Here is a 21562-nt window from a genome sequence, read left to right on the forward strand (position 1 = left end):
TCTCATCCGTTTCTTATTTTCTTTGCATAGTCTTTGGGCAACATTCCCTCTTTTCTCTTAAATACATAGCTAAAATACTGGGCTGAGGTAAAGCCCGTCCGCTCCCAGATACCACTGAGACTGTTTTCTCCGTTTTTCATCAAAAGCTTGGCACATTCCAGCCGGTATTCTGTCAGGTAATCCACCACCTTCATGTTCAGCTCCTGCTTAAACAGCCTGCGCAAGTGGCCCTCAGAAATTTTTACCGCCTGGGCAATATCCGGAACAGATATGTTTTTACTGTAATTTCTCCGGATGTACTCAATGGCCTGCTGCACATAAAGTGAACAACCTGACTGCTCGTCCTGCTTTGCTTCCTCAAATATCAGCCCCAAACACTCTGAAAGAGTCGTTTCCGCAGCCTCAGTATCCGGATACCATTCCGGGATATCGAGAATAGCGGAACGAAGATGGCTCTTCTGAATATATGATTTCAGATACCGTAATACGCTTTGAAGGCATTCCGTGTATTCCCACACATTCAGATTCCTGCGGCAATTCTCAAAGAAATCCTGAAGGACCTCCCATGCCTCCTTCGACTGCTGCTTTTCAACCTTATCATTCAAAGCTTCCAGCCAGGCGTCTGACATGATTTTTTCCCTGTTCTGCTCCCGGATCTCCGATGCCCGGAATACTTTCTTTCCTGTACAGGCATACAGATACTCGGCAAGGCCTTTCAATTCCCGGTAGGTATTCTGCAGCTCCAGAAAATGATATTTCGTATCCGAAACAAGACAAGCTCCATCAAATCCGCATTCGCTTAAATACTCTGCGATCTGCTCTCCGGCTTGTTTCAGCAACACTTGTCCATCTGTCACCTCACCCTGTATAAAAAAGATCCCGCACAGCTCGCCGCTGCTCATTTCCGTAAATGCACTGCACACAATTCCATCCGGGTATACAAGCGTCTGAAGCTCATAGCTGTCTACCTTTGGAATGCTTCCCTGGTTCCTGTGCTTCATACAGATCCCTGTTCTGCGCACCGCCTCGATCAGAGCATACCGCTGCATAGGTCTGTGTTCGTATACATGATCCTCAATATCCATGGAATTGCTGAGAAGAAATTCACGGACATTGTGTTCCAGGATCAAATGCTGCTTTTTCTTTTCCACCAGGATATCTCCCACTGTTTTTGTAAGCAGCTTACCCAGAGTTTCTTCATTCAGCTCATTCTTCAGTATATAATCGGTAATGCCGATCTGTATTCCTTTTTTTACATAATCAAAATCTCTGTAGGAGGTCAGCAGAAATATCTTCGTTGTTATCTTCTTCAGAACCTGCTCGGACAACTCCAGTCCATCCATCACCGGCATATTGATATCCACAAATACGATATCCGGTTTCAGACGTATGATCTCAGGAAGCGCTTTGACACTGTTCGTAGCCTGTCCCGCTACTTCATACTCCAGGTCTGTACTTTCCAGCAGATATTTCAGATATTTGATGGCCATCTGTTCATCATCTACAATGAAGATCCTGACCTTCATAAATTACACCTCCGCACACACATGGGCAGCAAAGCTACCATATATGTTATTATATCATGTATGCCCTCATACATCTATCCTCAACCTTTTACGGCTCCCGCCGTCAGACCGCGGATCATACTCTTTGAACCAAACATAAACAGGATCAGCACAGGTATGGTAGAAAGAGTCAGACCTGCAAGCTGCGCCCCATAATCAGTACGATATGCACTTGCAAGACTCTTGACAAAAATCGGAATCGTATAATTTTCCGCCTTGTTGACAAATACCAGCGGGTACATGTAGCTGTTCCAGGACCATAAAAACTGAAGCAGACACAGGGTAAGAATGCCCGGCTTGATACATGGCAATGCAATTCTGCAGAAAATTTTCGGTTCGCTGGCTCCATCAATTCTGGCGCTTTCCACCAGCTCCAATGGCAGGCCGCTCTTAAAGAAGGAAATCATCCAATATGCGCCGAGTCCGCTTGCCAGCCATACTAAGATCATTGGCAAAAGAGTATTGTTGATCTTCATGTTCCTCATTTCGATCATGTAACCAATAATTCCAATCTGTGTCGGTACCATCATGGTCATCATGATAAACATGTTTACGATCTTTTTTAGCTTGAATTCATAAACATTCATGGCATATCCCGCCATGGAACAAATGATCACACTGAGCAGCATGGCGGAAGCAGAAATGATAAAGCTGTTTACGTAAGACTGTACAAAATTTGACGCAAAAATAGTCTTCAGATTTTCTATAAAATAATCCGAAGGTATCATAGGATTATTCTGGAAGATCATTTCACTTTTATAAGTGGACATGGAGAACATCAGCCAGAATGGAATCAGGGAAATAATGGAAACAAGCCCCAGAATAATGCTTGTCACAACGGTTCTTGTTTTATTCATAGATCAATCTTCCCCCTTTCCATTCATAATGCGCAGACCGATTATTGATACTACAGCAATGATCACAAACAGCACACAGGACATTGCCGATGCGTAGCCCATACGTGGATTTCCGCCGAATGCCTGGTTATAAAAGTTCCATACGATCGTCAGACAGCTCTGCTCCGGACCGCCAACTGTGCTGCTGGACTGATTGGTAAACAGCAGATTTGCTTCATCAAACATCTGGAACATGTAAATAGTACTGGTAATTACCAGGAAGGTGGTCACCGATTTCAGCAGAGGCACTGTGATCTTGAAAAAGCACTGCAGCTCTGAAGCGCCATCGATTTTTGCCGCTTCATACAGTTCATCGGAGATGGAGGTGATTCCTGCCAGATACATGGTCATAAAGTATCCTGTATTTCTCCAGATGATCATAAAGGAAATGACAAGCGGCGCCCATTTAGCCGTACCGACGAAGTTCACCGCATTGCCGCCAAAGAACTCAATCAGCTTATTCAAAATACCAACGTGCTCCTCAAAAATAAACGTAAAGATCATACCGATCGCAACAGGTGTTGTGATATACGGCAAGAAATTCATGGTCTGCAGAGCATTTTTAAATTTTTTCACATTGCTCAGCAAAGCAGCCAGAATCAGGCCCAGCACAATGGCAATGGGAAAACCTACAAGGCCGATGCGAAGTGTATTCAGAACAGATTTCCAGAATAGCTTATCCTTCGTGAAAATATTTACAAAGTTCTTAAGACCAACAAAAACTTTTTCGTTATAACCAGCCCAGTCCAATGTACTCATGTAAAAAGAATACAGAATCGGGAACAGATTAAACAAGAGGAAACAGAGACAGAATGGCGCCAGGAAAACAAACGGCCATACTGTTCTGTATTTTTTCATACTGTTATTCATATATTAGTCCCCCGGAAATTGGAAAGGGACTGCCCCGCCTGGACAGGGACAGTCCCTTTATAATTCTTTTTAATTATTTGATTGTTACTGTATCGTCAGTTACAAGCTGTCCAAGCTCTTCTACTGCTGCAGCAACAGCATCGTCCAGAGTCATAGCAGAATCGTTCATGATCTGCTGAGCAACGTCATTACGAACGCTTACGATATCGTTATCGTATGCAGACGGAGTTGCAATGGAGATACCGGAAGCGATATCTTTGTAGTACAGTGCAGAAATATCCTGTCCGCCAAAGAATTCTTCATCAGCACGTTTGCAGAATTCTTCTGTAGCGATGGTGGTATCATGTGTGATGTAACCAGCCTGATCTTTTGCTACAGTTGCACCTTCCTCAGAGGAGATAGCCCATGTGATAAAGTCATAAGCTGCCTGCTTCTGCTCATCAGATGCAGAGGAGGTGATGCCCATTGCGGTACCGCCGTGGCTGTAGCCTGTAGGAGCTTTAATAAGTCCCCAGTTTCCGGAACCTTCCGGATCGTTTGTTTCAATGTAGTAGGTCAGAGCCCAGTCAGGACACGGATAGAAGATGTGGTTGGAGCCTGCATATGTTGCATTTGCTTCTGCCGTACCATTCTGATATGTATCAACTGCGCCTGCATCTCTCAGGTCAATGAGCTTGCCCATAACGTCTGTCATTTTCTCTGTCATGTTGATGGTGTCATCTGTTACATTTGCAATATCACTTGCAAAGTACAGCCATTCAGCAACTGCCTGTCCGGAATGGAACAGATATACTTCACCGTTTGATGCTTCTGCTACTTCTTTTCCTTTCTCAACATAAGCGTCATAGCTGCTGAACATTTCTGCCAGCTCATCCGGATCATCTGTTCCTAAATATTCTTTTGCCAGATCGCGTTTGTAAGCAATACCAGCCGGGCAGATATTTTCAAACAGACCGATCACTTTGCCTTCGTCATCAGTCGCCGCTTCGATCAGAGCCGGGCTGTAAACGCTTGTATCAAGGCCATAGTCTACCAGATTCTCCATGATTCCCATCTTTTTCCAGTTTCCGATCAATGTGATGTCCATCGGGATAATGGTCGGAAGCTCAGAACCGGATGCCAGAGCCTGCTGTGCTTTTGTAAGCATATCGCCCCATTCTGTTGCGGTTGCCTCAAAGGTCACGTTTGGATGAGTCTCTGTGTAAGCATCCATAACCGGCTGATAATAGTTGGAATCCCATCCCCAGTAAGTAATGGTAACAGGCTCTTCCTCTGCTGCTACAGGCACTGCAAATACGGATGCTGCCATTGTTGCCGCCATCAATGTGCTGATCATTTTTTTCTTCATAATCCGTTCTTCCTCCTTTATTGGATTTCCTTTGATAATATTATCTTATCATCATCTTTCACATATAACTTGACCTTATTTCGCACAATTTTTAAGAATTTCGAACATTTTTGCAGCATTTTTCCATCATAAGGACATGGGCCTGGCATTCCACGGAGGTTCCCGGCCTGTCAAATGCAGGGGATGAGGCGGCATCCAGGACAAGCCCCTGCGCTGTGACCTTTTCCAGCAATGCTTCCCGTATACTATCCGCCCGCTCCAGATAAGACGGATCCACCATTCCCTCCGAAACGCCCCGATAAATGGCATATGCTACCATGGCGGCAGTTTCAGACTCCTGGAACGTGGAATCGTCATCCAGAATATCATGGAAGCCATGCTCCTTTGTTTCCATTGCAAGCATATTGTCCAACAGCTCATGGAAGCGGGCTTCCATACGGATTTTTTCCTCCCTAAACCCCTCGTTCCAGACCAGGAGCGTGCGGAGAAGTCCTGTGAGGATCCAGCCATTTCCCACACCCCATGCAAGAGGACGGAGATACTCTTTGCGCCCTTCATCCCACATATGGTAATACAGACCGCTTTCCTTATGGTACAGACGGCTGCAGATTCCCTCCATCTGTGTCCACGCCTCTCTCCAGTGCCCGGCAAGCGCCAGGGAATAAGGAAGAAAGGCAGCAGAATCCGCCCAAATCTCCTGGGTGTGGATCATATGAAACAGAGTATGGTCCAAAGCATGCTCCGCATCCTCCAGAAGAAAGCGGATGTTTTTCTCCGCCGCTGTCTTATATTCTCCGCAGCAATATTTTCTCCCCGCTTCCAGCACAGCAGGAATGCAAAATGCACTGTCTGTCACAGCGGGCGTATTTTCCACATTGCAAAGTCTTCCATCACTGCTCTGGCGCAGCACCATATCATAGGCTGCCAGCTTATAAAGCTCCTCATGTCCGCATTCCATCAATGCCTGAGCCGCAATTCCCTGCTCCCAGCACTGTCTTGTCATACAAAGCATTGCCTGAAGTACTTTTTCTTCCATATTTCTCATAATATTCCCTTTCTCATTATATAGGCTGTCCGTTTTCCATCCGTCCCTCACTTAAATCCTTCTCGATCTGCGGGTATAAAGCATCCAGGTGATAGCACATCATCAGAAGGATAATACAGATTCCCAGTACCATAGGCAGTCCGCAGAACAGAAACTTAATGGATAAAAGTGCATTTTTCCCTGCCTCCTGGTTTGCCACGTAGCCGCCAGCCTGCAGCACCTGAGAGCATACGACTCCGGCGCAGGCGATCCCCATTTTCTGGACAAAGGACACCAGGGAAGTGAACAGTCCCTGGGGACGCTTTCCTGTTTTCCACTGGCCATAGTCAATGGTCTGAGACAGGATCACAAAAACAATGCCGGTAGCTGTGCTCCAGCCCATACTGCCTGTAATGTGGAACAGCAGGACAAGAACTGTATTTTTCCCTGAAAACCAGGTAGCAAGCATGGAAAGGCACCAGATCAGATTTCCGCCAATGACACAGCTTCTCAATCCCCAGCGTTTTACCATTCCCGGCAAAAGGAAGGAAAATGCCAGTGCTATGACAGAGAGGATGGTCAGCATGAAAGAGCTGATATTTTCGTTTCCCAGATAATACTTTGCGTAGTATATGGTTCCCTGACTGCGGATGATATACATCAAAAGAGTCAGAAACTGTACGCCGCAGAATATCTTCCAGGGTGTGTTTATCCGAAGGACCTTAAGGGATTCCCTGACGGGGACAGCGGCGCTGCTTTTTGCGGTGACCCGCTCTTTTGTGTTGACTACGCACAACAGGACTCCAATGAAAAACAGGAGGGCAAACAGGACTGCTGCCCGGGAAAATCCGTTTTTATTTCCTTTTGAAAAGTATTCCACTGCTTTCAGGGAAACGGCTGTCACAAATACTGCTCCCAGGTTTGCTCCCAGTGTTTTGTATAGATTCAGGGAGATACGCTGGGTGTTGCTGGCGGTCAGAACGTTTATCATTGTGGAATACGGTACGTTCATAAAAGCGTACAGCACGCTGAACGCCGCGTAGTTAGCTATGGCAAGGATCGTTTTCGCACCGGGTGTCATCCCGTCAGGAAGGGCAAACAGCCCGATCATAAGTATGCAGGAGGGTAGGATTCCCAATGCAAGGTAAGGACGGCATTTTCCGTATTTTGTATTGGTCTTGTCTACGATCAGTCCCATGACAGGACTGAATATGGCATCTATGGTGCGGCCCAGCATCAGGATCAGGCTGATAGATGCCAGATCCAGGCAGGCAACGTCTGTGTAATAATACATCAGGTAGGTGGATACAAAGGTGAAGATTCCATTGTTGGAAAAATCACCGAGTCCAAAGCTTATTTTTTCTTTTCGTGTTAGGTTCATTCTTTTGTCTCTCTTTATAAAGATGTGAAAACAGACTACTGGTAATTATATTCTAACAAATAAAGGTTTACAGCGAAAACGTAAAATTATGGGCATTTTAAAGGAAAATCGAATATAATACTGCCGTACCAACGGTGAAAAGCCCGATTGGTACGGCAGTATTATTATAACCTCTCCCTCAATTTTTTCAAAGTCCTTTTTTCCATCCTGGAAACCTGCACCTGGGAAATTCCCAGGCGCTCTGCGATCTGTGTCTGGGTCATGTCCAGGAAATAGCGCATATAGATCAACCTTCTCTCCTTTGGCTCCAGAGTTCCCAGGATTTCTTCCAGCAGGATCTTATCCAGAAGCGCTTCCTGCTGGTTTTCCTTTTCCGGAAGCTTATCCATCAGGGAAATTTCATTTCCATCGCCCTGGTAAATGGTTTTATGCAGGGATTCCACCTCAGTGCCGGCTTCCATGGTCAGGACCAGCTCCTCCATGGGAAGCTGCATAGCCTCTGAAAGTTCCGAAAGGGTTGGCTCCCGACCAAGACTGCGTTCCAGGTTCTCTCTTTCCTGGTAGATTTTATAATTATTCTCCTTAAGGGAGCGGCTCACCTTTAAAATCCCATCATCACGGAGATACCGTTTAATTTCTCCGGCTATCATGGGGACTGCGTAAGTGGAAAATCTTACCTCAAAGCTCATATCGAATTTATCGGCTGCTTTCAATAAACCAATACTTCCAATCTGAAACAGATCCTCCATATCCACGCCTCTTCCCAGGAAGCGGCGCGCAACGCTGTAGATCAGACCAACATTTTCCTCGAATAAGGTATCTCTTGCCTCTTTATCACCCTGGTGTATGCGCCCGATCAGGGCAAGAGTATGGTCCATCCTGCCTCCTTATCTGCCTATAGTCTTTTTCATGCGCACGGTAGTGCCCTTTCCCACCTCCGATTCCACCAAAACCTCATCCATAAAGGCTTCCATAAACGTAAAGCCCATGCCGGAACGGTCTTTATCCGGCCGTGAGGTATAAAGAGGTTCCATGGCTTTCTGAATATCGGGGATGCCTGCTCCCTCATCTGAGATTGCCACTGTGATTTCCCTGCCCTTTAAGGTGCAGGCCATCTTAATCTTATGTATCCTGCCCTCGTAGCCGTGGATAATACAGTTGGTGACAGCCTCTGAGACAGCCGTTTTAATATCTGCCACCTCCTCCAGAGTGGGATTTAGCTGGGTGCAGAAGGATGCCACTGTCACCCTTGCAAGTCCTTCATTTACAGGACGGCTGTCAAAAATTATCGTCATTTCATTGGTGTTTTCCATCATACTCTCCTCCCTTCTATTTCTCTGAGACTTCTGCCGTGCTGCTGATTTCCATGTATTTATGCACACCTGACAAATGGAGCAGCTTGGTGATATAACTGCTTACATTGACAGCCCTGATGCAGCCCGGTCTCATTCCCATGGCACGGTACCGCCCCATGATCAGCCCGATCCCGGAGCTGTCCATAAAGGTGGTCCGCTGAAAATCAAAGCTTATGGTTTTGATATAGATCTTTGCCATGATCCGGTCAGATTCCTGTCGGATAAGATCCGATGCAGGATGATCCAGCTCTCCCGGAAGCAAGATATTCAGGCAGTTCCCCTCAGTCTCAAAAACAGGTTCCATAGATAGAATTCCCCCTTATTTTACAAAATATTCCTTTTTCTCCGTGCCTCCTCTGAAACCAAAAAAGAGGACGTGCCTGCGCACATCCCCTTTTTGGAGGTTCATCCTCTGTCTATATCAGTATTCAATATAATTCCCGTCTTCGTCGTAATAACCATCGCTGTCGTAATCCGAGTCGTCATTATAGGAATCATCATAATTCGAATCATCGTTGCCGTAATCATCACCAGACGAATCATCAGAACCGCTGTTATCCTGGTCCGGATTATCCGAAATCCCGCTCACTCCGGTCTGCTCACAAATAACATCGTAAATTCCTTTCACATCATCTGAAAGTACATCCTCATATACATTCTGGATCTCCAGCGCAGCCGAATCGTAATCATCCTGCCTATATGCGTAATACGCTTTCAGCAATGACTGATAACTCTGGCTGTTTTTCTTCTCCGCTTCCAACTGCTGTGCGATCTCCTCAGCCGTATCCCCGGACTCCCGGGCTTCTCCCTGCGCCTTGGACAGCTCCGCACCCTGGCTTGCCAGAGACTCGCTGTATCTTACGATCTGCTGATTCGCCTCACGGTAGATCCCCTGCCTGATGGCAGGCACTGCAAGCAGCCAAAATCCCAGCACACCGGCACCCACACCCAGCATCAGCGTGACAAAAAGGGAAATCCTGGAATTCTCCCTGTAGGCAGGTGCGTGAACCACCATGCTTCCCACTCCCTCATCCCCTGAGGAATCGCTGTTTTTTCCATGGAAAAGCCCTTTTTTCTGTTTCTCCAAACGGGTGGTAACGCCTGTCTGCTCGTCCACCTCCCTGAGAAAACGCAGGGTCGTGGTGTTGGTCTTGTCAATGCGGGCAGCTTTTCTTAAGGTTCTTCTCGCCTTGCTCCACTCATGGTTCTTCATCTGGATCAATGCCAGCAGATGGTAACCCTTGATCAGCTTAGAGTTCTGGGTCAGGATCTTGCGAAGCTGGATCGCCGCCATATCCTCATGGCCTTCACGGCAGAGCGCAAGGGCGTTATTATATTTCCGTATCGTCTCATTGATAGCATCCAGCTTATTGGAATTTGCCTGGAGACGGCTGATATATTCGTTTGCCAGGTTTTTGGTAGGCTTCAGGTTTTTGCTGATAACCCATTCGCTGAGGGCAGCGACCACCTCGCCGGTTTCAAAATAAACCAATCCCAAAAGGTTTCTGGCCTGGATATTTCTTTTATCATAGGTAAGGCTTTGCTTTAAACAATTGATGGCTCCTGAAAGGTCACGGATGCTGGCTTTTTCCAGGCCCTGATTGTAATAAAATTTGGACAGGTAATCCACTTTTTTCTGAATCAGGACGTTGCAGCCGCAATGAGGACAGTAATCCAGATCCTTGTCCGTCAGGAACGCGCCACAATTCATGCAGTTCATTCGTATCTCCTTATTCTATTTTATGCGGCGTCCGCTCTTGGATTCCCGCAGCATCTCCTGGAGAATATCCAGAATGTCGGTCAGTTCTCTGTCGTAAATAGCACTTTCTGCGTCTGTTACATCCAGACAGGGTTCAAACTTCTTCAGTTCCTCTTCGTAATCTATCATGTCAATTCCTCCCTGGGAAATCCCCCGTCCGTCGCGGGAAGGGATCCTTCCTCAATCAGTCAGATACGTTTATCAAAGCTTTAATCTCTCCCACCAGATAAAGGGAGCCTACGCAAAACAAAAGCCCATCCTCGCCTTTTGATGCCCGAGCCATGGAAAAAGCCTCTCCGATGTCCTCTGAAAACGCTGTGGAGGCACAGCCTGCATCTTTGAAAATCTGTGCCAGCTCCTCTGCCGGAACCTCGCGGTAGCCTCCCACCTGGGTGGTCACCACATGACGGAACCTGATCTTATCACAGATCGTACGGATCATGTCCACATAGTCCTTATCATTGACTGCGGAAAACAACAGTGTCAGAGGGTACTCCTCCTGAAAATGTGCTGCTGTTTCCACAAACTTACAGATTCCATCCTCATTATGCGCACCGTCCACAATGACTCCCGGCAGGATCGTCTCCATCCGCCCCTGCCATCTGGTCCTGGCAATTCCTTCCTGAAGGATATTTACCGGAACTGTCAGCATATCGCCCAGGACCTCCATGGTTTTCAATGCAAGGGAGGCGTTCATTACCTGGTATCTCGCAATAAAGGGAATATGAAACGTTGTTTTCTCATGGCGGATGCCGCTTTTCTTCTCATAATACCCATTATTCAATGAAAAATCAATGCCCTCCCTGGTATTTCCCAGAACATTTGCATCCTGGCGTACCACCTCATAGGCCGGGCTGTTCAGTTCAGCAGCCCTTTTTCGGATCACCTCTGCGGCTGCTCTGTCATTTCCATCGTATATCACCGGAACTCCCGGGACAATGATTCCAGCCTTTTCTCCTGCAATTTCCTCCACGGTATTTCCCAGATACTGCATGTGGTCCAGGCTGATGGAGGTAATTACACAGGCAATCGGATCCTCCACGGCTGTGGTTGCATCCAGCCTTCCTCCCAAACCGGTTTCCAAAGTCAGGTATTCTACGCCTGCATCGGCAAAGATCACCATTCCCATGAGAAACAGCATCTCAAAATAGGTAGGATGATAGCTGCCCTCTGCCACCAGTTCATCGGAAAGTGCCTTTACCTTTTTAAAAGCTGCAAGAAAGGTATCATCATCAATGCTTACCTCATTAATTTGAAATCTCTCATTGATCTTTACAAGGTGAGGCGAGGTAAAAAGTCCGCAGGAGTATCCTGCTTCTCTCAAAATAGAGGTAAGAAATGCACAAGTGCTTCCCTTTCCATTTGTTCCGGCCACATGGATGACCTTAAATTTCTTTTCCGGACTTCCCAGTCTCCTCAGACATTCTTTTGTATGCTCCAGACTGTTTTTCTTCGTAAACTTTGGAGTCTCTTCAATATAAGCAACTGCTTCTTCGTAATTCATAAAAATTCACCACTTTTATCTAATGTATTGTACAGCGGCCGTGAAAACGGCCGGCTGTACTATATCATTATATAATAGTGGCGAAAGATGTCCAGTACCAATCGTAAGTTTTTATACGACACAAAGCTACAAATCCGGGTTATTCCCCTTCATCCTTTGGTGTCAGCTTCCACTGGTTGCTTTCATACAGGGCATAAACCGCTCTGTCATAGCTTTTGCTGAGAGCCTTTCTGGTAGAGCTGTTACTCCGCACTACAACAGAAAGCCTGTCAAAATCATCCAGTTCGGTTCCTGTGATCACCAGTGTTGTGGGGCTTATATAAACCGTATCATACCATTCGCCGTTCAGCTTGATCTGGCAGGACGGCGTAAAGTTCGTTCCCTGGATATAATATGTATAATCCGTATCCGATACAAGACGGATGGAATCCAGGGTCACATCATAAAGCCCCAATTTCATCTTAGTCCGGGTAAATGGCTTTTCCCCGTCATAAGCATATTTCTCACCATACAGCAAGTCATACTGCAGGGTTTCCAGATCCACCTGGTAATTCTTTGTACTTCTCCTTGCCTGGTGGTAACGGAAGATCTCTCCCTCGTGGATCCCCACACGATCCAGCACCTCGGCTGCGATCTGATAGGATGCCAGATTTTCATCCTTTTTCGCCAGCCCCATGTTATCCCAGATCACATACTCGGTCTGGAAAAGATATTTATTTTCCAGATCCTCCACAGTCAGTCCCATAGTAGGCAAATGATCCCCGTACATAACCAAAATCACATCCTCAGGATAGTCAGCCAGTGTTTCTGTAAGCTGCCGCACAAACTCATCCATTTCATGGATCTGGTTCACATAATACTCCCATTGATTATTGGACTCCTCAGTGGACGCGCCCGAAACGGTAATCTCCGGTTCTTCAATGAGAGGTTCCTCCGGATAATCCCCATGACCCTGAACCGAAATAGTATAGACGTAATCCGGCTCTTCCGTAGATTCCAGGCATTTCATAATCTCATCCGTAAGAATGCTGTCCTTTACCCAGCCCAGGGGATTCGTCAGATTTTCCTCCGGCATATATTCCTCAGAGGTAAAGGTGTCAAAGCCCAGATTTGGGAAAATCGTCCTTCTGCCGTAAAAATTCGCCTCGTGATTATGGACGGCATGGGTGGAATACCCCAGCTCCTTCAATATATAAGGCGCACTCTCACAGGTCGTCTCCGTCAGGATGCTTTTGTATGGATACTCTCCCGGTCCAAAATAGTGAAGACTCATTCCTGTGATACACTCAAATTCCGTATTGGCGGTTCCCGCTCCCACAGAGGGTACTTTGAAATATCCTGATGAATACTCCTCCATCAGCTTTCGGAAAGTAGGAATGGGATCCTCCGAAATCTCCAGATACTTCACAAGAGTTGGGTCAAAAAAGGATTCAAGCTGCAGAAACAGAATGTTTGGATAATCCCCTTCCTTTGTTTCCGGAAGGTTTTCCTCCGTTTTCTGTATTCTTTTCACCTCTTCATCGGAATAATCTCTTGGGCAACCGATTCCCGTATTGAAAATTGTTGTCACAAGGCAGTAGGGATAGCCGTAATCCTCGTAGGCAAAGGCGATGTTTCCGAAATAATTGGACAGCACCCTCTTTTCCAGAGCCAACTGGGTCACTCCTCCAAAGGCAAGGACTCCTACAATGATCAGCGGCACCACATAGCGGTACCGGATCTTTTCCTTATATTTCGGCCCTTTAATGAACAGAATAAGAAGTCCCAGCAGCACAGCGCCGATCACGATACATCCTACTACCACGCCCCAGGCAGGCAGGTATTTCTCCATCATCTCAATTCCGTCCCCGAGGATATGCAGGTCAGGACCAGTAAATGGGGTCACTCTGTTCATCAGCAGGATTCCGTTTACTGCCCCCAGAAACAGCCAGAATACAGACACCACCACTCTCCAGAAAAAACGCCTGTGAAACAGATAGACGATCAGCATAGTGGTGAAAATAAAAGCTGTATTATAAGCAAATACCAACGGCCTTCCTGTCATATATTCCCAGGCTTCGCCAAAGGAATGGCGGCTGATGGCCTCTATGATAAAATAGAGGACCACGCACCACATTGCCTGTAGAATCAGGGATATCTTATTGCAAAATTTGCTCAGTTTCATTTAAACGCTCCTTTTACTTCTACAGTGCGCCAACACATTTTTTTCAGCGCGCAAGCTGTTCCAACTGTGTGTTTACTTTCTCTTTCATCTCTTTGTATTTTGCCAGCTTTTCTCTTTCCGCGTCAACCTTTGCTGCAGGAGCCTTATTCACAAAGTTTGGATTGTTCAGCATTCCCTCGCAGCGGGCAATCTCTTTTGTCAGACGTTCCTGCTCTTTTGTCAGACGCTCCAGTTCCTTTTCCCTGTCAACCAGATCCTCAAGCGGCAGATAAACAACAGCATTGGAAACAACAACAGATACTGCGTCCTCACCGATGCCGGTCTTATCCTGCTGAACATGGATCTCCTGGGCAAAAGCAAGGTTTACAAAGGATTTCTTGCTCTCCTCGTACATGGAGCAGATGCTTTCATCCTTTCCCACAATGATCAGGTGGGTTTTACGGTTCTGTGGAACATTCATCTCATTTCTGGTATTACGGATTCCCCTTACCACTTCCTTAAAGCTCTCAACAGCAAGCTCTGCCTGCGGGAAGCTGTATTTCTCCTGATATACCGGCCAGTCAGAGATCATGATGGACTCCTCTTCCGGCAGCAGTGTGCAATAAATTTCCTCTGTGATAAACGGCATAAACGGATGGAGGAGCTTCAAGCCCTGGGTCAGCGCTGTGCGCAGAGTCCACAGAGCATCGTTTGCAGCCTTCGGGTTTTCCTCTGCCTTCCACAGACGTACCTTGGCAATCTCGATATACCAGTCGCAAAGCTCATCCCACAGGAAATCATAAACCTTTGAAACAGCAATGCCAAGCTCATATTTGTCCATGTTCTCCGTCACTTCACGGATCACGGTATTTAATTTGGAAAGGATCCATTTATCCTCCGGGCAGAGAGCGCCTATATCCTCCGGCTCCTCTACCGTCTTTCCTTCCAGATTCATCATGATGAAACGGGATGCATTCCAGATCTTGTTTGCAAAGTTACGGCTGGATTCCACACGCTCCCAGTAGAAACGCATGTCATTTCCAGGTGCATTTCCAGTGATCAGGGTGAGACGAAGGGCGTCTGCACCGTATTTATCGATCACCTCCAGCGGGTCGATACCGTTTCCAAGGGACTTGCTCATCTTGCGTCCCAGAGAGTCACGTACCAGACCATGAATCAGTACATGATGGAAAGGTGATTTTCCAGTCTGCTCAAGAGCGGAAAATACCATACGGATAACCCAGAAGAAAATAATGTCATATCCGGTTACCAGCACATCCGTAGGATAGAAATACTCCATTTCCGCAGTCTTCTCCGGCCAGCCAAGAGTGGAGAACGGCCATAACGCGGAGCTGAACCAGGTATCCAGGGTATCCTCGTCCTGATGGAAATGTGTACCGCCGCATTTCGGGCATTTCTGGGGCATTTCTGCTGCAACTACCGTTTCCCCGCATTCATCGCAGTAGTACGCCGGGATGCGGTGTCCCCACCAGAGCTGACGGGAAATACACCAGTCGCGGATATTTTCCAGCCAGTGCAGATAGGTTTTGTCAAAACGTGCTGGAACAAATTCCAGTTCCCCGTCCTCAAGCGCCTTGATTGCAGCCTTTGCCATCTCATCCATTTTTACAAACCACTGCGGTTTGATCATAGGCTCTACGGTAGTACCGCAGCGGTCATGGGTTCCTACGCTGTGATTGTGGGGAACTACCTTTACAAGAAGGCCCAGCTCCTCCAGATCCTTTACCATGGCTTTTCTCGCCTCATAGCGGTCCATGCCTGCGTATTTGCCGCCCAGATCATTGATGGTGGCGTCATCATTCATAATATTGATCTCCGGAAGGCTATGGCGGCGTCCCACCTCAAAGTCGTTGGGGTCATGAGCCGGAGTGATTTTTACACAGCCTGTTCCGAATTCTTTGTCAACATACTCATCCGCGATCACCGGAATCTCTCTGTCTGTCAAAGGCAGCTTCAGCATTTTGCCGATCAGGTCTTTGTAGCGCTCATCCTCCGGGTTTACGGCAACAGCCGTATCGCCCAGCAGTGTCTCCGGACGTGTAGTGGCGATCTCCACGAATTTTCCTTCTTCGCCAACGATCGGATAATTAATATGCCAGAAAAATCCGTCCTGATCCTCATGCTCTACCTCTGCGTCAGAAATAGAGGTCTGGCAAACCGGACACCAGTTGATGATACGGGAGCCTTTGTAAATGTAGCCTTTTTCGTACAGCTTGATGAAAACCTCCTGTACTGCCTTAGAACAGCCCTCGTCCATGGTGAAACGTTCTCTCTCCCAGTCTGCGGAAGCGCCCAGCTTCTTTAACTGATTGATAATCTTTCCGCCGTACTCCTCTTTCCATTCCCAGGCATATTCCAGGAATTTCTCACGACCAATCTCGTTCTTATCGATTCCTTCTTTTTTCAGCTTCTCGGTTACCTTTACCTCTGTGGCAATGGCTGCATGGTCTGTGCCGGGCTGCCAAAGAGCCTCGTAACCCTGCATTCTCTTGAAACGGATCAGGATATCCTGCATGGTTTCATCCAGCGCATGTCCCATATGAAGCTGCCCGGTTACGTTTGGCGGCGGCATTACAATGGTAAATGGCTTTTTATCCGGGTTTACTTTTGCATGAAAATAACCGTTGTCCATCCATTTCTGGTAAAGGCGTTCCTCGATTCCTTTCGGATCGTAGGTCTTTGCAAGTTCCTTGCTCATACTCGTTTTCCTCCTGTCGCGCATCTGCGCATTCTATAAATGATCCTGTCAGCAGGGGACTCAAAAAAATCACGCCCCTCACACTGACGTGCGAAGGGCGATTGTCGTCGCGGTACCACCTTCATTATGAGGAAATGCCTTCCCCATATCTCCTTGTCCCTTAACGCGGGATACGTGGAAACCTACTGTCCTTTCAGTCTCCCGGCTCCAAAGCTACCTTCAGCGGACGTTTTCTCTGAAAATGCCTTCCAGCGCGGTACCCCGCAGCATTTCTCTCTGTCAGAACGGACGCTTACTCCTCTTCTTCTCTGCCTTTGCTATGAAATCTAATATAATTGCAAATCAAAATCTTGTCAAGCAAAAGTGCGGTTTTTCACCAGGTTTTCACACTTATTCCACACTCTTTAACGACTCAACCATGTCGATCTTCTTCAATTTCGAGTGCATAGCAAGATTTACAAATAAGGAGAAGCAGCAGGTTATCACTCCGCTGTAGCAAAAGCTTATGGGTTTGATATTTCTTCCAAACATTACAGAGTCCACCTCTACCGTTGTGATAACGTATCGGTGCAGCAGAATTCCAAAGAATATGCCGCACACGATTCCGATCACAGTGAGCAGGATATTTTCCCTGAATACATACTGTGAAACCTCGCCGTCATAGAATCCCAGCACCTTTAGGGTGGCCAGCTCTCTCTGGCGCTCCGTAATGTTAATGTTATTCAGATTATAGAGTACCACGAAGGCAAGCATTCCCGCCGAAACGATCAGAACCACGATAACAGAGCCAAGGGTACTCAGCATTCTTTCCAATCTTCCCACAAGGCTGCTGGTATAGCTGATACTCAAAGCCCCGTGATAGGTAAGGACCTCTTCTCCCACCGGATCCAGATCTTCCTTGTATTCCTCTTTCATGGTAAACACAATGTTCTCATAATCCGGGCTTTCCCGGAAGGTTGCTTCATAAACCGCCGGAGTCATATAAACATAATGGCTCATATAGTTTTCTGTGATAACCGCAACCCGGACCTTGTATTCCTTTCCGGATTTTTTCAGCGTGATCTCATCGCCCACCTTCAGTCCCAGAAGGTTTGCCGTCTTTTCGCAGATTGCAGCTCCCTCATCGGTAAGCTCATACTGTTCTTTTGTTTTCCGGTTCTGCAGCGTCACATCCTTTTTGAAATTCTCCAGACTTTCCGGCACATAAACATAGACGCTGATATTGGATCTGCCTCTGGGAGCCTCCATTTTTGTAAACTGTACTCCGCTGCTGTGATCCACCTTTTCGTGACTTTCCAAAAAGGCACTGACTTCCTCTTTCTCCTCTGCCGAAGCGTCCTCGTCAAGAATGACCATTGCCTCATAATGCTGCAGCTCATCATACTGGCGCAGCGCAATATCCATAATGGAATCCCGCAGCCCAAAGCCTACCAGCATAAGCCCCATACTTCCTGCGATACCGAAGATCGTCATAAAAAGCCTTTTTTTGTATCGGAACATATTTCGAAGGCTTGATTTCCAGGAAAAGCTTAACCGTTTCCAGATAAAGGTGATCCTTTCCACAAGGACACGCTTTCCTTCCTTTGGCGTAGGCGGCCTCATCAGGGAAGCCGGAGTTTCCCGAAGCACCTTGCCGCATGCAAACAAGGTGGCTCCTACCGTACATACTACAGCCGCCACCGAGGCGATCATTGCAAACTGAAATTCATATTCCACCATAATGCTGTTTGACACATTATGGTACATAATACCATAGGCTGTGATTATAATATAAGGAATGATTTTTTCTCCGATGAGAACGCCCAGTACACTGCCGCCCACCGTGGCTAAAAATGCGTAGCCGATATATTTCAGGGCAATGGCTCCTTTGCCGTAGCCCAAAGCCTTCAAGGTTCCTATCTGGGTACGCTGTTCTTCTACCATTCTCGTCATGGTGGTCAGACTTATGAGCGCTGCAACCAGGAAAAAGATAACAGGAAAGACCCGCCCGATATTCCGGATCCGGTCCGCATTATCACCGTAATCGGAATATTCCGGAAGATCCCCGCGGTCTGTAACCATCCATTCCGGAAGCTTCAGATCGTCCAGCTCCTTCTGTGCATCCGCAAGCTTCTGCTCATTTTCGGCAATTTCCTCGTTTGCTTCCTTTTCGGCATCCGCATATTCTTTTCTGCCGTCTGCCAGCTCCTTTTCTCCGTCCTCTATATCCTTTTTCGCATCCTCCAGCTTTTTCTCGTTATCCCTGATCTCCTGTTCGCCGTCCGCAAGCTTTTTCTCATTGTCCTTGATCTCCTGCTCTCCGCTTGCCAGTCTCTGCACATTGCTGTCTATCTCTGCCTGTGCGGAGGCAAGCTTTGCTGCGTTGGCATCAATCTCTGCCTGGCCTGCTTCCAGTTTTTTCTTTGCTTCGTCAAGCTGTGCCTGACCATCTGCGATCTCCTTTTCGCCCTGGGCGATTTCTGCTCTGGCAGGCTCCAGCTTTTCCTCCTGTACCTTTAACTCAGCCCATCCCTGATCGATCTGTGCCTGACCATCTGCAAGCTGGCTCTCCGCTGCATCGAGCTGCGCCTCCTGCTCCGGAAGCGCAGCAATTCCAGCGTCAATAGCTGCAATATTGGCTTCCAGCTCGCTTCTGGTCGCGGCAAGCTGCTGGCGGTTCGCTTCTAACGATGCTGCGCCTTCGCTCACCTGCGCCTGCACCTGAGCTGTCTGTTCCTGAAGAGCAGTAAGCTGTGCAAGCAATGCCGCAAGCTCCTCCTCTGTAGCCTCTCCGGAGTTTACTGCCGCCTCATACTGCGCCGCCGCACCTTCCGTCTGAGCGGTAAGGGCATTTAACTGTTCCTGCGCCTGGGCAAGTGCTGCCTCAGCCCCGGGAAGCTGCGCCTCCCCTGCCTCCACAGCGGCAAGCCCCTCCTGGCACTGCTGGCGTTTTGCATTCAGATCTGCCCTGGTGCTTTCAATCTGCTGCCTTCCTGCCGTGATTTCTGCCCTGGACGCATCCAGTGCCGCCTGATTTGTATTTAATTCAGCCTTTGCCTGCTCGATCTGTGCTTCGCCGTCACTGAGCTGCTGCTTCGCCTCTTTCAAGGTTTTCGAACTTGCCTTCAGCTTTTTCCGATTGGCTTTTATTTCCGCCAGACCGCTGTCTACCTCCGCCTGGGCGCTGTCGAGCTCTGCCTGTCCTGATGCCACCTGATCCCTGGCACTGGCGATCTGACTCCATCCGCTGGCAACTTCATTTTTCGCATCCGCAAGCTGCTGTCTTCCGTCCTCCAGTTCTTTTCTTGCATCTTCAAGCTGCTGTTTTCCGTCTTCGTATTCTTTCTTGCCGTCCTCAAGCTCCTTCTCCCCGTCTTCCAGCTCTTTTCGGGCATCTGCCAGCTTTTCCTCGGCCTCCTTCTTGCCATCCTCCAGCTCTTTTCGGGCATCGTCAATCTCCGCCTGCGCTTCGGCTTTCACTTCATCAAGGCGTGCCTGGCACCGGATATCTGCAATGCCTTCCACCTTTTCCATCACCTTATCGATCAGGTTATCATACCCATCCGTATAGCTGGTCAGACCCTGGGCACCGTGAACAAGAAGGTAAATCTGAGTATACACCTCCTGCTCAAAATCCTCTGGAAGAATATAAGCAAAGCCGTTGATCTCCCCTGTACCCAGAGTGGTATTTCCCCTGTTAAAGGAAATATAAAGAGGGCTTCTCCCAATTCCTGTAACCGTATACTCTGTTGTTTTTAGAAGTTCTCCTTCCTCATCTTCACGAAGAGAAAGAATATCTCCCACTTTATATTCCTGAAGCTCGGCAAATTCTTCATCCAGAAAAAGCTCCCCGCTTTTTTCCGGAATCCGTCCCTCCGAAACCGTCAGCTTATTAACCGCCTGATTGATGGACTCTACATGGAGGATTTTCTGATTCTCATTTTCCCCGCACATCACATCGGTGGAATAGGCGCCCTCCGCCATCTGGACTCCGTCTACTTCCTCAAGCGACGCTACGTCCTCCTGGGTAAGTCCCATGGTACCTACTACCTTCAGATCCATCAGGCTTGTCTCGTCATAGTAGGCATCCCCTGAATAACGCATGTCCGGGGACGATGCCTGAATTCCCGAGAAAAAGGCCACCCCCAGGGCGACTATGAAAAAGATGGAGATAAATCTTGCCTTGCTTTTGCGTATCTCCATCCAGAATTCTTTATGTATCGCTTTCATCCCATCACCTACCACTCAATTTCTTCCACCGGAGTCGGGTGGTCGTTTCTGGTCATCTGGGAAACCTTGCCGTTTTTGATCCGAATCACCCGGTCGGCCATAGGTGTCAGCGCAGAGTTGTGGGTGATGACGATCACCGTCATGCCCTTCTCCCGGCACATGTCCTGCAAAAGCTTCAGGATGGCTTTTCCTGTCTGGTAATCCAATGCTCCGGTAGGCTCATCGCAAAGGAGCATCTTCGGATTTTTCGCAAGAGCTCTTGCAATGGAAACTCTCTGCTGCTCACCGCCGGAAAGCTGGGCCGGGAAATTGCCCAGACGGTTCTTTAGCCCTACTTCCTCCAATACCTTACGGGCATCCAGAGGATTTTTGCAGATCTGCCCTGCAAGCTCCACGTTTTCCAAGGCCGTCAGATTGGGAACAAGGTTGTAAAACTGAAAAACAAAGCCGATATCATTTCGGCGGTAACCGGTAAGCTGTTTGTTGGAATAGCGGGCAATATCCCTGCCATCCACCAACACGGAGCCGCTGGATGCCTTGTCCATCCCTCCTAAAATATTCAACACCGTGGTCTTCCCCGCACCGCTGGGCCCCACGATCACAACAAATTCGCCCTTTGAGATAGAAAAGCTGATCTCATCCACTGCCACGATCTTTACTTCTTTAGATCCGTAAATTTTCGATACGTTTTCAAGCTGAATATAATTTTCTTCTGTTGAATGCAAGTGATCACTCCTGTCGTTTTATAGAATAAAAGTAGAAAATTAAAGATTAGTATTTTAAGTATAA

General features: G+C 47.6%; 16 protein-coding genes. All 16 read right to left on the bottom strand.

From position 1 onward, the window contains the following. Positions 1–2: 2 nt before the first annotated feature. Positions 3–1526 (bottom strand): response regulator, encoded by a 1524-nt coding sequence (locus tag ACESZH_RS05965; RefSeq protein ID WP_373213214.1) that lies wholly within the window; start codon positions 1524–1526, stop codon positions 3–5. Between the two features lie 80 nt (positions 1527–1606). After that, positions 1607–2422, bottom strand: coding sequence for a carbohydrate ABC transporter permease (locus ACESZH_RS05970; RefSeq protein WP_373213211.1), 816 nt, complete (start codon positions 2420–2422; stop codon positions 1607–1609). A 3-nt stretch (positions 2423–2425) separates the two neighbouring features. Then, a complete protein-coding gene (locus tag ACESZH_RS05975; RefSeq protein ID WP_373213209.1) occupies positions 2426–3331 on the bottom strand; it encodes a carbohydrate ABC transporter permease in 906 nt (301 codons plus the stop codon). A gap of 73 nt (positions 3332–3404) precedes the next feature. Beyond that, the gene (locus ACESZH_RS05980; RefSeq protein WP_373213208.1) at positions 3405–4679 is read right to left on the bottom strand and encodes an ABC transporter substrate-binding protein; all 1275 of its coding nucleotides are present in this window, start codon (positions 4677–4679) and stop codon (positions 3405–3407) included. A gap of 91 nt (positions 4680–4770) precedes the next feature. After that, positions 4771–5724: a glycoside hydrolase family 88 protein gene (locus ACESZH_RS05985; RefSeq protein WP_373213206.1), complete on the bottom strand. Its 954-nt coding sequence runs from the start codon at positions 5722–5724 to the stop codon at positions 4771–4773. A 16-nt stretch (positions 5725–5740) separates the two neighbouring features. Continuing rightward, positions 5741–7084: an MFS transporter gene (locus tag ACESZH_RS05990; protein ID WP_373213205.1), complete on the bottom strand. Its 1344-nt coding sequence runs from the start codon at positions 7082–7084 to the stop codon at positions 5741–5743. Positions 7085–7248: 164 nt separating this feature from the next. Continuing rightward, positions 7249–7962, bottom strand: coding sequence for a SigF/SigG family RNA polymerase sporulation sigma factor (locus tag ACESZH_RS05995; protein WP_373213203.1), 714 nt, complete (start codon positions 7960–7962; stop codon positions 7249–7251). A gap of 9 nt (positions 7963–7971) precedes the next feature. Beyond that, complete coding sequence (spoIIAB, locus tag ACESZH_RS06000; protein WP_373213682.1) at positions 7972–8397, bottom strand: anti-sigma F factor; 426 nt, start codon at positions 8395–8397, stop codon at positions 7972–7974. Between the two features lie 16 nt (positions 8398–8413). Then, positions 8414–8743, bottom strand: a complete 330-nt coding sequence (locus tag ACESZH_RS06005) for an anti-sigma factor antagonist (protein ID WP_373213202.1) — start codon at positions 8741–8743, stop codon at positions 8414–8416. 117 nt (positions 8744–8860) lie between these two features. Then, on the bottom strand, positions 8861–10159 hold the full coding sequence (locus ACESZH_RS06010) for a tetratricopeptide repeat protein (protein ID WP_373213200.1): 1299 nt from the start codon (positions 10157–10159) through the stop codon (positions 8861–8863). 15 nt (positions 10160–10174) lie between these two features. Continuing rightward, the gene (locus tag ACESZH_RS06015) at positions 10175–10327 is read right to left on the bottom strand and encodes a hypothetical protein (protein ID WP_373213199.1); all 153 of its coding nucleotides are present in this window, start codon (positions 10325–10327) and stop codon (positions 10175–10177) included. 55 nt (positions 10328–10382) lie between these two features. Next, complete coding sequence (locus tag ACESZH_RS06020) at positions 10383–11702, bottom strand: folylpolyglutamate synthase/dihydrofolate synthase family protein (protein WP_373213197.1); 1320 nt, start codon at positions 11700–11702, stop codon at positions 10383–10385. 139 nt (positions 11703–11841) lie between these two features. After that, positions 11842–13866: an LTA synthase family protein gene (locus tag ACESZH_RS06025; RefSeq protein WP_373213195.1), complete on the bottom strand. Its 2025-nt coding sequence runs from the start codon at positions 13864–13866 to the stop codon at positions 11842–11844. Positions 13867–13909: 43 nt separating this feature from the next. Further along, the gene (locus tag ACESZH_RS06030; protein ID WP_373213193.1) at positions 13910–16564 is read right to left on the bottom strand and encodes a valine--tRNA ligase; all 2655 of its coding nucleotides are present in this window, start codon (positions 16562–16564) and stop codon (positions 13910–13912) included. Between the two features lie 390 nt (positions 16565–16954). After that, the gene (locus ACESZH_RS06035) at positions 16955–20773 is read right to left on the bottom strand and encodes an FtsX-like permease family protein (RefSeq protein WP_373213191.1); all 3819 of its coding nucleotides are present in this window, start codon (positions 20771–20773) and stop codon (positions 16955–16957) included. Positions 20774–20781: 8 nt separating this feature from the next. Then, positions 20782–21498 carry an ABC transporter ATP-binding protein gene (locus tag ACESZH_RS06040; protein ID WP_373213189.1) on the bottom strand — a complete coding sequence of 239 codons (717 nt, stop codon included), beginning with the start codon at positions 21496–21498 and terminating at the stop codon, positions 20782–20784. Between the last annotated feature and the right edge of the window lie 64 nt (positions 21499–21562).

The organism is Ruminococcus sp. 5_1_39BFAA (genome assembly GCF_964240875.1).
Classification (GTDB): domain Bacteria; phylum Bacillota; class Clostridia; order Lachnospirales; family Lachnospiraceae; genus Blautia_A.